We start from the raw sequence: 13,679 nt of genomic DNA, 5'->3' as shown, positions 1-13,679 counted from the left end.
CAACGGATTCGTAAGCAAATGAAACATTTTATCAATATTTAAAACTTGTAAGACTCTTTTCTTTAATAATCCTTATAAACATCTATATAAGGACGGATTTTTCATTTACTTTATCTAAATTTGCACTTTCGGAGTTGACAAATAGTCAATGAGTTATTGAATTAGTCAGCCCGTTAACCCGTAAAATTGTAATCGTATAATATAGAAAATGTCTACTACCTACGCACCCTTTGCCAAGCCGCTATACGTAATGCTCAAGCCCGTAGGGGCTGTATGCAACCTTGCATGTGATTATTGTTATTATCTGGAAAAGTCCAGACTTTATCAAGAAAATCCCAAACATGTGATGAGTGATGAATTACTCGAAAAGTTCATCGAACAATACATCAATTCGCAAACTATGCCGCAGGTACTCTTCACCTGGCACGGAGGAGAGACATTGATGCGTCCACTCTCTTTCTATAAGAAAGCGATGGAACTGCAAAAGAAATATGCTCGCGGAAGAAGCATAGACAACTGTATACAGACCAACGGTACCATGCTAACCGACGAGTGGTGCGATTTTTTTCGTGAGAACAATTGGTTGGTAGGAGTTTCGATAGATGGGCCTCAGGAATTTCACGACGAATACCGAAAGAACAAACTTGGAAAGCCATCGTTTGTGAAAGTCATGAATGGTATCAATCTTTTAAAAAAGCATGGAGTAGAATGGAATGCCATGGCGGTAGTGAACGATTTTAATGCAGACTATCCGCTCGACTTTTATCATTTTTTCAAGGAGTTAGATTGCCATTATATTCAGTTTGCCCCAATAGTGGAACGAATTTTTCCCCATAAAGACGGACGCCATCTGGCATCCCTGACACAACGGGAAGATGGAAAAATAGCTGAATTCTCCGTTACTCCTGAACAATGGGGAAACTTTCTCTGTACACTTTTCGACGAGTGGGTGAAAGAAGATGTAGGTAACTATTATATCCAACTTTTCGACTCAACGCTTGCCAACTGGGTAGGAGAACAACCGGGTGTCTGTTCTATGGCAAAAACTTGCGGACATGCCGGTGTAATGGAGTTCAATGGCGATGTATATTCATGTGACCATTTTGTGTTTCCGGAATTCAAATTGGGAAACATTTACAATCAGACTCTGGTAGAAATGATGTACAGCGAACGCCAGACGTCTTTCGGACAAATGAAACAGAACTCACTGCCCACCCAATGTAAGGAATGCGAATTTCTGTTTGCCTGCAATGGCGAATGCCCTAAGAATCGTTTCAGCCGCACAGCAAACGGCGAACCGGGGCTCAACTACCTGTGCAAAGGATATCATCAGTTCTTCAAACATGTGGCTCCTTACATGGACTTTATGAAAAATGAACTAATGAACCAACGTCCGCCCGCTAATGTGATGGACGCTATCAAAGGAAACAAATTGATCATAGATTAAAATAGAAAAGCAACAAATCATACTAATTTTTTAATAAACTAATGAACAGACTCAAACTTTACTTACTGGCGCTGACTGCGTTGGTCGTTTGTTCCGCAAAGGCGGACGAGGGTATGTGGTTACTGCAACTGATGCAGGAACAACACTCTATCGATATGATGAAAAAACAGGGACTGAAACTTGAAGCCCAAGACCTGTATAATCCGAACGGAGTTTCACTGAAAGATGCTGTAGGTATCTTCGGTGGGGGATGTACCGGAGAAATCATTTCACCGGAAGGATTGATATTAACTAACCATCACTGCGGATACGCTTCTATCCAACAACATAGTTCTGTTGAACACGATTATCTGACAGACGGCTTTTGGGCAACCTCAAGAGACAAAGAACTGCCTACACCGGGGTTAAAGTTTACATTTATCGAACGTATAGAAGACATCACTAATATCGTAAATGCCAAAATCGCCGCAAAAGAAATCACCGAAACAGAATCATTCAGCAGTGCTTTTCTCAATAAACTGGCCAAGGAATTGTTCGAAAAGAGTGATCTGAAAGGAAAAAAAGGAATCGTTCCGCAAGCATTGCCTTTCTATGCCGGAAACAAATTCTACATGTTTTATAAGAAAGTATATCCGGATGTACGCATGGTTGCCGCCCCGCCTTCATCAATCGGCAAATTCGGCGGAGAAACCGACAACTGGATGTGGCCACGCCATACCGGTGACTTCTCAATGTTCAGAATCTACGCCGATGCCAACGGAGAACCGGCAGAATACAATGCTTCCAATGCACCCTTGAAAACTAAAAAGCACCTGAACATTTCTATCAAAGGGCTGAAAGAGGGAGATTATGCAATGATTATGGGATTCCCGGGAAGTACCAGCCGTTACCTCACTGTATCGGAAGTGAAAGAGCGTATGGAAGCAAGCAATGCTCCCCGTATCCGCATCCGCGGCACCCGTCAGGACGTACTGAAAGAAGCCATGAATGCCAGCGACAAAGTACGTATTCAATATGCCAACAAATATGCAGGTTCCAGCAATTATTGGAAAAATTCTATCGGTATGAACAAAGCCATTATCGATAATAATGTTTTAGGCACGAAAGCAGACCAGGAAGCAAAATTTGCACAATTCGCCAAAGAAAAAAATAACACTGACTATATGCAGGTTGTATCTAAGATCAATGAAGCCGTATCAAAAACCTCTCCGATCAAATATCAGCAGACCTGCCTGACCGAAACATTCTTCGGCGGTATTGAATTTGGCAGTCCTTATCTGGTGATGGATAAACTGAAAGAAGCGTTAGAGCAGAAAAACGACTCTAATATTCAGGCTAACATCAAGGTATTAAAAGAGGTGTTTGACAACATCCATAATAAAGATTACGACCACGAAGTAGATCGTAAAGTAGCCAAAGCTTTGCTACCACTTTATGCAGAGATGGTTCCTGCCGGACAGCGTCCCGCTATCTACGAGGTGATTGAAAAAGAATATAAAGGAGACTACAATGCATACGTGGATGCAATGTATGATACTTCAATTTTAGCAAATCAGTCTAATTTTGATAAGTTTATCAAAAAGCCAACTGTAAAGGCAATCGAAAAAGATATAGCCACACAATACTCACGTGCTAAATTTGATAAATATACCGACCTGGCTGCACAGATGGGCAAACTGCCGGAAGAACTGGCTTTATTACATAAAACATATATCCGTGGATTGGGTGAAATGAAATTGCCTACACCATCTTATCCCGATGCAAATTTCACAATCCGACTGACTTACGGAAATGTGAAGCCATATAGCCCCAAAGACGGTGTATATTATAAATATTACACAACAACCGATGGAATCCTTGAAAAAGAGAACCCGGAAGACCGTGAGTTCGTGGTCCCGGCCAAACTGAAAGAGCTGATTGAGAAAAAGGACTTCGGACGCTACGCATTACCGAATGGTGAAATGCCTGTTTGCTTCCTGTCTACTAACGATATTACCGGCGGTAACTCCGGAAGTCCGGTATTGAATGAAAATGGAGAACTGATTGGTTGTGCGTTTGATGGTAACTGGGAGTCACTGAGTGGCGACATCAATTTCGATAACAACCTGCAACGCTGTATCAATCTGGATATTCGCTATGTACTATTTATCCTTGAAAAACTGGGAGGATGCGGACATTTGATTAACGAAATGACGATTGTTGAATAATGATGAAAAAGCAATTATTATCTACTACGTTCGCACTGATGGCACTGACCATCAGTGCCGACGAAGGAATGTGGATGCTTACTGACCTGAAAGCGCAGAATGAAGCTGCCATGATGGACCTTGGATTACAAATCCCCATTGAAGAGGTTTACAATCCGGACGGAATAGCTTTAAAAGATGCTGTTGTGCATTTTGGAGGCGGATGTACCGGTGAAATTATCTCAGCGGAAGGATTGGTACTGACCAACCACCATTGCGGATATGGGGCGATCCAGCAACACAGCAGTGTAGATCATGACTATCTGACAGACGGATTCTGGGCAATGAGCCGAAACGAAGAGTTACCATGCAAAGGACTGACAGTAACCTTTATCGACCGTATTCTCGACGTAACGGACTATGTAAATGAACAGCTCAAAAAAGATGATGATCCTAACGGAGTCAATTATTTGTCTCCCAAATATCTGGCAACGGTTGCCGACCGTTTCGCAAAGGCGGAAAAAATCCAAATCACACCGGCAACACGCCTGGAACTGAAACCGTTTTATGGCGGTAACAAGTACTATCTGTTTGTAAAGACCGTCTACAGCGACATCCGCATGGTAGGTGCTCCTCCCTCCTCTATTGGCAAATTTGGAGCTGACACAGATAACTGGATGTGGCCGCGTCACACAGGAGACTTCTCTTTATTCCGCATTTACGCAGACCCAAGTGGCCAGCCGGCAGAATATTCTAAAGACAACGTGCCCCTACAAGTAAAAAAACACCTGACAATTAGTTTGGCAGGAGTAAAAGAGGGTGACTTCACCTTCGTTATGGGATTTCCCGGACGTAACTGGCGCTACATGATTGCCGACGAAGTAAAAGAACGGATGCAAACCACTAACTTCATGCGCCATCATGTACGCGAAGCAAGACAAGCTGTACTGATGGAACAAATGCTGAAAGATCCTGCGGTGCGCATACATTACGCAAGCAAATATGCCTCTTCAGCTAATTACTGGAAAAATGCCATTGGCATGAACGAAGGGCTTGTTCGCCTGAAAGTGTTGGATACCAAAGAAAAGCAACAAGAACAGTTATTGGCAATGGGACGTGAGAAGAAAGATGATTCTTACCAGAAGGCCTTCGACGAAATACGTTCGATTGTAGCTCACCGCCATGATGCGATGTATCATCAACAGGCTATTAACGAAGCATTGGTAACTGCACTTGATTTTATGAAAATCCCTTCAACCGACGGATTGAAAAAAGCGCTTGAAAGTAAAAATGCTTCAAAAATTAAAGAAGAAACCGATAAACTGAAAATTGCAGCAGATAAATATTTTGCATCTGTCCCTTTCCCGGAAGTAGAACAAATCGTAGGCAAAAAAATGCTCGAAACCTATGCCGGATATATTCCGGAAGATCAACAGATCGGTATTTTCAAAGTAATAAACAGCCGTTTCAAAGGAGATAAGAATGCCTTTATCGATGCTTGCTTCAAGTATTCAATCTTCGGGTCGAAAGAAAACTTCGACAAGTTTATCGCTCGTCCTACCCTGAACAAGCTCGATAAGGACTGGATGGTTCTCTTCAAATACTCCATCACAGACGGATTGCTGCAAACAGCTCTCGCAATGAAAGATGCCAATAAAAACTATGATGCCGCCCACAAAGTATGGGTGAAAGGTATGATGGACATGCGCCAAGCCGCCGGCACACCTATCTATCCGGATGCAAACTCGACTCTCAGATTGACTTATGGTCAGATATTGCCGTACGAACCTGCTGACGGAACAGTATACAACTACTATACGACTCTGAAAGGTGTGATGCAGAAAGAAGATCCTGGCAATTGGGAGTTTGTAGTACCCACCAAACTGAAACAACTATATCAGGCGAAAGACTTCGGACACTACGCTATGAAAAACGGAGAAATGCCAGTATGTTTCATTGTCAATACAGACAACACAGGAGGAAACTCCGGAAGTCCGGTATTCAATGGAAAAGGTCAACTGATTGGTACCGGATTCGACCGTAATTATGAAGGTTTGACAGGAGATATTGCTTTCCGTCCTTCTTCACAACGTGCAGCAGTGGTTGACATCCGCTATACTCTATTTATTATTGATAAATATGCAGGTGCTTCACATATCATCAAAGAACTCGATATTGTGGAATAATATAAAAAGAGAGTGCACTTCACTTAAAGTGTACTCTCTTTCTTTAAAATATCAATGGAAGTATTTCTCAATAAAATTCTTCACTCCCACTGATTACCTGATAGCTTCAGACAAAATCTTCTACCAAATACATCTCTTCAACCATATCTTCCATGGTTTGTTCCAGATTTATTACCGCTTCTTCAGGTGAATCACCATACGCATTACACTGCATACTTACAGTAAGCCAGGCATAATAACCTCCATCGGATGTACGTTCAAGCACATAATCAGTTTTATTCAATTTCATATCGGAAAATAATTAGTTAATGTAGGTACAGTAATGACCGACTGCTGGTCGATAAGTCGTTCGAGTTCTCCTATAATCTGCCGCTCACTACTACGGGCCCAACGAATAAACTCTTTGTTGGGAACATACGTCCCGGCAAAACGTAGCAACGACTCCAAATCAAAAGATTCGCCAATAATTCCGGCACCGGACCGGTAAGCATCATAGGCATTGCAATCCTGTTCGATATGGGCAGGTACCATCAGTACAGGTTTTCCCAAATACATTGCCTCACAAATAGATTCAAAACCGGCCGTACTGGCATATGCTCTGCAACCGGCCATTCGGTTGAGGAATTTCACATCATCAATCTGATGGAAACTTAGGGTAGCATCTACCTTGATTACCTCGTCAACATCCTGTTTATCCCAGAAAAAATGCATAGGTACTTCAGGATGTAAGACATGAAAGGCTTCTACACTATCTGCAAAACCGGAATTAACCATATATCCGTGAATATAATTGCCTTGTTCCGGTTGGATGGCAGTCACTTCCCTACGAAGCAGAGGAGGAACGACGGTTATACCTTCTGCCCGGTCCGGATTCATCTTATGGAAAGAAAGCGCTAACCGCCTATTGGCACGCAGACTCGTCAAACGTGTAAAAAAGCGAAGTATGGAAAGTTGGATCATAGATTTCCGTGGAAACTCAAAGTTTTTATGCAAGAACAGATATTGATGCCCGACGCAGACATAAGGAACAGAGGGACGGAAGAGTGCGTAGGTAAGTCCGGTCAGAAGTTCGTAGAAGTTGATCACGACTTCCGCCCCTGTTTCCTTAATACGCTGATCGATATAACACATGCTGCGAAAGTATTCCGGTGTACGTATCAGGTTATAAACAAAACTCTTTTTCAGATTAGCCCGCTTATTCTCAGTGGTAGGCAAAAAATTCGGACTGGTGAAGCGCTTTACGGGTGCCTGAATACTTCGGTTAAAGAAACCGGGTAAAGTACGTGATGAACTTTTCCCGACAAGTACTTCCACTACTTCGTGTCCATTACGCAACAACATATCTTCCAGAGTAATGGCTTGGGTAAAATGTCCCCTCCCCTCTCCTTGAACGATAAACAAAAATTTCATGATGCTTTAGTTATTGGTGTAGTTTTTTTCTCTTTGTTATTATTTTCTTTCAATAGTTCACTATCAAAATAACGGATAGTCCAGTTTCCTTCTTCATCTTCTGTCAAAGCCGAAAGTGTTTCTACCCAGTCACCCGAATTAAGATAATGAATACCATCACAATAAGTATTGGCAGGGTGATGAATATGCCCGCATATCACCCCATCACACCTTTTAACTTTTGCCAGTCCTACAAGCTCTTTTTCAAAATCAGAAATATAAGAAACAGCGGTCTTCACTTTATTCTTGATAGATTGAGAAAGAGAATAATAAGGCTTACCCTGCTTCATTCTGCGGGCGTTATAAACTTTATTCAACCACAACAGAAAAGTATATCCAGTGTCTCCCAGTTTCGCCAACCACTTCATTTGGGTGGTCACTGTATCGAAAATATCTCCATGGGTCACATAATAACGTTTGCCATGACTCTCATAGATGCAGTCTTTCACAATTTGGACATTATAAAAGTTCAAAGGTGCCAGATTATCCAGAAAGTCATCATGATTGCCACGAACATAAATCACCTGTGTTCCGAAATTCTCCATCATTTTCATAATCACTTTAAAGAAGTCCGTATGTTTAGCTTTCCATTTTCCCAAACCGCTTTTCTGTAAATGCCATCCATCGATGATATCACCATTCAGGATCAGGCGGTCACAATTAATCGATTTCAAAAAGTGAGTAACCTCTTCTGTTTTAGAATGCTGTGTTCCCAGATGAATATCCGAAAGAACTACTGTGGGATAATACGTGCGTAAATGCATAACTTTTTGTTTTTTCGTTACGCAAAGATCCTGTTTTCAGATTACAGGAGGATGAATGCAAGGTTACTATATGATGAACAAAATCGGGGTTTCTCTGTTATTATAATAAAACAAATAGCTATATTTGCCCTGTCTAAACGAGGGCTTATATTTATCAAAAGAAAGGAAAAAATTATGGAAAAATTCGAAGATTTAATACAGTCACAAAGTCCCGTTTTAGTAGATTTTTTTGCAGAATGGTGTGGACCTTGCAAAGCAATGAAACCGATTCTTGAAGATTTGAAACAACAGATAGGAGAAAAAGCCCGCATTGTAAAAATAGATGTGGATACCCATGAGGACTTGGCGGTAAAATACAGAATCCAGGCAGTGCCTACTTTCATCCTTTTCAAAACGGGAGAAGCAGTCTGGAGACATTCCGGTATGATCCAAGGTAGCGAACTGAAAGGAGTTATTGAACAATACACAATAAAAGACAAAGAATGAAGAAAGTATTATCATTAGTAGCTTTGGCCATGATCAGCACCATTATGTTTGCTGTAAACGATGGAGCCAAGACAAATCAAAACAAAAAGGAAGCAAAAAGCGGTGAAGTCATTGTGATGAATAAAGAGATGTTTATCAACGATGTGTTTGATTACCAAAACTCAAAAGAGTGGAAATACAAAGGTGATAAACCAGCTATCATCGACTTATATGCCGATTGGTGTGGTCCTTGCCGCATGACAGCCCCTATCATGAAATCGCTCGCTAAAGAGTATGACGGGAAGATCGTGATATATAAAGTGAATGTAGATAAAGAAAAAGAATTGGCTGCCCTGTTCAATGCAACAAGCATTCCTCTTTTTGTATTTATTCCCATGGAAGGCGAACCTCAATTGTTCCGTGGAGCAGCAGATAAAGCCACTTATAAAAAAGCAATAGACGAATTTTTGCTGAAACAGAAATAAAGTTTTAATAAAAAACATGATAAAAGGGTATGGTGCCGTCTTTGGCAAACCATACCCTTTTATCAATTACTTAAAGTATCCAACCGGATGATTCATCATCGGAATCTGACCATCTTTCAATTTCAAGGCACTTCTGAGCTGGGTTGTATCCATTGTTGCGCGTGGAACCGTAGCCAGTCGCGCTGCGGAACAAAATAATGAAATATTCTGAGAAACAATCCCTACATCCATAGCTCCTGTCATTTGAGTGCGATTATTTTTCACATCTCCCAATTTTGATAAATCACTGACCAGTACCAATGATAGCGGAGCACTATTGACAAAAGCCTGTCCCCCTGCAACTGCCGAACGATAATCGCCCTCAGAAATCAAGTTAAGCTTATGTCCTTTAGCATCATACAAATAAGTACCTTGCGGAAGGACTACGTAGATATCAACATCTTGACGATTCATGGCCGACGGAGCAGTGCGCTTGCCCTCTGCCGGACGACTAATTCCATTGGCGGCCCACAACAGGTCGGATAAATCGGTGTTGCTCAGAGCTTGGGAAGCATATTCACGGACAGAATGGCGCTCGGATAACGCTTTCATTAACTGTCCGCTACGATTTATATTGGGCTTGGGCAGCTGAATCACCTGATCGGCAGCATAAATTGTCATTGACAAAAGAAGAAAACACACTAAAGACTGTAGTTTTTTCATAATCCTTTTTCTTTTAAGTGAAATACAAATATAAAAAAATCATCAGTTAACGGCCCCATTTCAAAAGAAAGTTTAACAAAAAAGGCCTGTATCCGTATAGATACAAGCCTTTTTCTATAATCATCTATATGATTTATTTCTTACCGAAATAACGGTTATAAAGTCCTTCAAAACCTTTACCGTGACGAGCTTCGTCTTTACACATTTCGTGCACTGTATCATGGATAGCATCCAAATTCAAAGCTTTAGCACGTGTAGCAATGCGCTTTTTATCTTCGCAAGCACCGGCTTCAGCATTCATTCTCTTTTCAAGGTTTGTCTTAGTATCCCATACGCAATCTCCCAGCAGTTCGGCAAACTTAGAAGCATGCTCAGCTTCTTCCCAAGCGTAACGTTTGAAAGCCTCAGCTACTTCAGGATAGCCTTCACGGTCAGCCTGACGGCTCATAGCCAGATACATACCAACTTCAGTACATTCGCCCATGAAGTGATTGTTCAAGTCTTTGATCATTTCTTCGTCACAACCCTTAGCCACACCGATTACGTGCTCGTCAACAAAAGTGAGTGCACCACCTTCTTCTTCAACAACTTCTACGAATTTGCTTGCAGGAGCTTTACACAAAGGACATTTCTCAGGAGCTGCGTCACCTTCATAAACATAACCGCAGACAGTACATCTAAACTTTTTCATTTCGTCTTAATTTTAAATTAATTAGTCAATACGTATATCATTTAAACAATTCTTACAAATACCTTTATAATAGTAATGCATTTCACTTACTTCATGTCCATTCATTTGAAGTCCTTCTACTTGTTTCATTTCAACCTGGCACTTCAAATCATAAATACGTCCACAACGTTTACACAAAAAATGAGCGTGTTGTGAAGTATCTCCGTCAAAATTGGTATTCCGTTCGTCGATAGTAAGCATTTGTGCCGCTCCCTGTTCCGAAAACAGTCTAAGAGTATTATAAACCGTTGTCTTCGAAAGTGTTGGCATAGAGGGAGATAATGCAGTGTATATTTCATCAGCCGACGGATGTGTCCTATGTTCCATCAAATAGTTCATGATAGCAATACGCTGCATGGACGGTTTAATGTTATGCTCTAATAATCGGTTGTATGATTCCATCTTCTTCCTCTTTTACAAAATTGTATTCATTACAATTTTAAATCTGATGCAAAGATAAAGAGTTCTTTTATTTTCGCAAACAAAATACGGATATTTTTTTGATAAAATAGAAAAACGGCATACAAAATGACTTTTGCATGCCGTTTCTTATGACAATAATATGTACGTATTAAACTCCTTTGGGATTTTCACCATATTGGTTGCTGCCCGGCTGTCCATCCTGGATAGTCAGGAAGAGATACCAAAGGCTACCGATTACCGGCACAAAAGTGATAAACAACCACCATCCACTTTTACCGATATCGTGCATACGACGCACGCTAACAGCAATCATAGGCAGGAGCATAGCCAGATAATAAAGCCCTACAAATACACAAACTGTACCTAAAATGCCATCAATAATACCTGCAACAATAGCGAAAATAGCCATAAACAAGACAAACATCCAGTATTCACGTCTTCTGGCTCTTCCGTCAAAGTCTTTCCACTTCTTCAAAACATCAATGTACTCTTTCATTTTTCTAATTCTTTTAATAGTTAATAATTGTTGGTATTTTGTGTTTATTTCAATAAACCGCTGCAAATATAATAACTATTATTTGTATTTTTTATATTTTCTGCGTTTATTTTTAGCAAAAAATAAAAGGGGAAGATTGTTTCTTCCCCTATAGTACAATGTAAAAGCCCTGTATAAGCCAATCTACAATCCTCTGTTCCGTAACAAAGGTTCTATACCCGGTTCCTTTCCGCGAAAGTTCTTATACATATTCATAGCATCGTCAATTCCTCCCGGAGTGAGAATATAGCGACGGAATCTGGATGCTACTTCCTGATTAAAAAGATCTCCAGTCTCCCTATAGGCTTCAAAAGCATCACTATCAAGCACTTCAGCCCAAATATAGCTATAATAACCAGCCGTATATCCACTATTCATAATATGGTTAAAATAAGTAGTACGATAACGGGGAGGTATCTGATTCGGCAACCCTCGTTCTTTAAGTACAGTTGTTTCAAATTTAACGATATCCATATCTCCGGGAATTTCTTTGAGCACATGATAATCCATATCAAGCAAAGAAGCAGCAAGATATTCGGTCGTAGCAAATCCTTGTCCATACTTGCCACTCTTATCAAGTTTTTCAATCAAAGCAGAAGGAATCACCTCACCGGTCTGGTAATGTTTTGCATATACCTTCAGTACTTCCGGCTCAAATACCCAATGTTCCATAACTTGGGACGGTAGCTCTACAAAATCGCGCGGCACTCCGGATACTCCATAAAAACGTACATCTTTAAACAAATTGTGCAATGCATGCCCAAACTCGTGGAATAAAGTGCTGGCTTCATCTGCACTGAGCAAAGCAGGCTGACCCGAAGAGGGTTTGGTGAAGTTGCACACAATTGTTACTACCGGTGCCAAACGTTTGCCGTCACGATAGGTTTGAGAGCGGTAAGTCCCGCACCATGCACCTGCTCGCTTGCTTGAACGGGGAAAGAAATCCATATAAAGCACCCCCAGATGACTACCGTCCTTATCTTTGCACTCGAAAGCCTGTGCTTCTTCATGCGGTTTTGGTATGTCATTTATTTCGGAAAAAGTGATACCATAAAGTTTATTAGCCACATAGAAGGCGCCGTCACGAACATTATTCAATTCAAGATAGGGACGTATTTCATTTTCGTCCAGACTGAACTTTGCTTTCTTTGCTTTCTCAAAATAGTAGCGCCAGTCCCATCCTTCAGGGGTGAAGTTAGCTCCTTCTTTTTTAATTTCAGCCTGAATGTCAACTAACTCTTCCTTAGCTTTCGCAACTGCAGGAGTCCAGATCTGATTCAGTAAACGATACACATTCTCCTCGTTCTTCGCCATACGGTCTTCCAAAACATAAGAAGCATAATCGGCATATCCCATCAGTTTAGCTTTCTCCAGACGTAAAGTAACCAATTTCTTCACAATTTCATTATTGTCTGTCTCGTTACCATTATTGCCACGATTGATGTATCCCTTAAATATCTTTTCACGCAACTCACGATTATCTGCATATTGCAAAAAAGGCATCACACTCGGATTGTGTAAAGTAAAAAGCCACTCTCCTTCCAGCCCCTCTGACTTAGCTGCTTCGGCTGCAGATGCCACGAGACTTTCCGGCAATCCGGCAAGGTCCTCTTCCTTATCTATAACCAACCGGAAGGCATTGGTTTCTTTCAGCAGATTCTGCCCAAAAGTCAACTGCAACATTGAAATCTCGCTATTCAACTGGCGCAACTTTGCCTGGTCAACAGAATCGAGATTAGCACCTCCACGAACAAATTTCTTGTAAGTCTCTTCCAGTAATTTATTCTGTTCTTTATCTAAACCCAATTGCTCGCGTCGTTCATAAACCTCTTTCACACGAGCAAACAGAGCAGGGTTCAGACTAATATCATCACGGTGTGCCGAAAGCAATGGGGTAAGCTCTTTGTTTAGGGTCTGCATTTCATCGTTCGTATTACAACTGTTCAACCCATAAAATACTGTATTCACCTTATTTAATAACTCTCCACTCTGATCGAATGCAGCAATAGTATTATCAAAATCCGGAACCGAACGTTGATTTACAATAGCATCGATTTCTTTTTTCTGCTCTTCCATCCCTTTCAGGAAAGCCTCTTTGTAATGCTCTACTTTGATCCGGTCGAACGGTGGAACACCAAAAGGAGTTGAATACTCAGCCAGAAAAGGGTTTCCGGCATCGGTGGCTGCTTTCTGTGCACTTGTGCCGCAAGCAGTCATCACGGCAGCCATTCCGGCAGCCATAAGCATCTTCTTCATGTTTTTGTGCGATTTAATATTATAATGTATCAATTCAAATTTGACAAAAAT

Annotated in this window: 13 protein-coding genes; 5 read left to right on the top strand and 8 right to left on the bottom strand. The window is 41.1% G+C overall.

All coding sequences use genetic code 11. The features are described 5' to 3' along the window. Positions 1-208 precede the first annotated feature (208 nt). The 3 genes from ISX59_RS09360 to ISX59_RS09350 are packed head-to-tail and all read left to right on the top strand — an operon-like array spanning position 209 to position 5,819. Positions 209-1,447 (top strand): anaerobic sulfatase-maturation protein, encoded by a 1,239-nt coding sequence (locus ISX59_RS09360; RefSeq protein WP_005807432.1) that lies wholly within the window; start codon positions 209-211, stop codon positions 1,445-1,447. Positions 1,448-1,488: 41 nt separating this feature from the next. Further along, complete coding sequence (locus ISX59_RS09355; RefSeq protein WP_044301952.1) at positions 1,489-3,654, top strand: S46 family peptidase; 2,166 nt, start codon at positions 1,489-1,491, stop codon at positions 3,652-3,654. A gap of 2 nt (positions 3,655-3,656) precedes the next feature. Beyond that, positions 3,657-5,819 (top strand): S46 family peptidase, encoded by a 2,163-nt coding sequence (locus ISX59_RS09350; protein ID WP_122330527.1) that lies wholly within the window; start codon positions 3,657-3,659, stop codon positions 5,817-5,819. Positions 5,820-5,925: 106 nt separating this feature from the next. Here the strand turns inward: ISX59_RS09350 and ISX59_RS09345 are convergent, their stop codons facing one another. The 3 genes from ISX59_RS09345 to ISX59_RS09335 are packed head-to-tail and all read right to left on the bottom strand — an operon-like array spanning position 5,926 to position 8,032. Beyond that, positions 5,926-6,108: a type II toxin-antitoxin system HicB family antitoxin gene (locus tag ISX59_RS09345; RefSeq protein WP_005780291.1), complete on the bottom strand. Its 183-nt coding sequence runs from the start codon at positions 6,106-6,108 to the stop codon at positions 5,926-5,928. Beyond that, positions 6,105-7,229, bottom strand: coding sequence for a glycosyltransferase family protein (locus ISX59_RS09340; protein ID WP_005780293.1), 1,125 nt, complete (start codon positions 7,227-7,229; stop codon positions 6,105-6,107). Before ISX59_RS09340 ends, ISX59_RS09345 begins: the two co-directional genes overlap by 4 nt. Continuing rightward, complete coding sequence (locus ISX59_RS09335) at positions 7,226-8,032, bottom strand: UDP-2,3-diacylglucosamine diphosphatase (protein ID WP_005780295.1); 807 nt, start codon at positions 8,030-8,032, stop codon at positions 7,226-7,228. The genes ISX59_RS09340 and ISX59_RS09335 overlap by 4 nt, the downstream gene beginning before the upstream one ends. Before the next feature lie 174 nt (positions 8,033-8,206). On the opposite strand from ISX59_RS09335, the gene trxA reads away from it, so the two are divergent. Together trxA and ISX59_RS09325 are read left to right on the top strand one after the other, a co-directional pair. Continuing rightward, on the top strand, positions 8,207-8,518 hold the full coding sequence (gene trxA, locus ISX59_RS09330) for a thioredoxin (protein ID WP_005807441.1): 312 nt from the start codon (positions 8,207-8,209) through the stop codon (positions 8,516-8,518). Then, entirely contained in the window at positions 8,515-8,982 is a 468-nt protein-coding gene (locus ISX59_RS09325; protein WP_005780298.1) for a co-chaperone YbbN, read from the top strand. The genes trxA and ISX59_RS09325 overlap by 4 nt, the downstream gene beginning before the upstream one ends. 66 nt (positions 8,983-9,048) lie before the next feature. Here the strand turns inward: ISX59_RS09325 and ISX59_RS09320 are convergent, their stop codons facing one another. From ISX59_RS09320 to ISX59_RS09300, 5 genes are all read right to left on the bottom strand, one after another. Beyond that, complete coding sequence (locus tag ISX59_RS09320; protein WP_005807443.1) at positions 9,049-9,684, bottom strand: SagB/ThcOx family dehydrogenase; 636 nt, start codon at positions 9,682-9,684, stop codon at positions 9,049-9,051. Positions 9,685-9,817: 133 nt separating this feature from the next. Continuing rightward, positions 9,818-10,375 (bottom strand): NADH peroxidase, encoded by a 558-nt coding sequence (locus ISX59_RS09315; protein ID WP_005780311.1) that lies wholly within the window; start codon positions 10,373-10,375, stop codon positions 9,818-9,820. A 21-nt stretch (positions 10,376-10,396) separates the two neighbouring features. Continuing rightward, a complete protein-coding gene (locus tag ISX59_RS09310) occupies positions 10,397-10,816 on the bottom strand; it encodes a Fur family transcriptional regulator (RefSeq protein WP_005780312.1) in 420 nt (139 codons plus the stop codon). A gap of 169 nt (positions 10,817-10,985) precedes the next feature. Continuing rightward, complete coding sequence (locus ISX59_RS09305) at positions 10,986-11,333, bottom strand: DUF805 domain-containing protein (protein WP_005780313.1); 348 nt, start codon at positions 11,331-11,333, stop codon at positions 10,986-10,988. Positions 11,334-11,516: 183 nt separating this feature from the next. After that, on the bottom strand, positions 11,517-13,628 hold the full coding sequence (locus ISX59_RS09300) for a M3 family metallopeptidase (RefSeq protein WP_032540764.1): 2,112 nt from the start codon (positions 13,626-13,628) through the stop codon (positions 11,517-11,519). Positions 13,629-13,679 lie beyond the last annotated feature (51 nt).

The organism is Bacteroides sp. FSHCM14E1 (genome assembly GCF_019633785.1).
Taxonomy (GTDB): Bacteria; Bacteroidota; Bacteroidia; order Bacteroidales; family Bacteroidaceae; genus Bacteroides; species Bacteroides hominis.
This window is presented reverse-complemented; position numbering and strand designations above follow the sequence as displayed.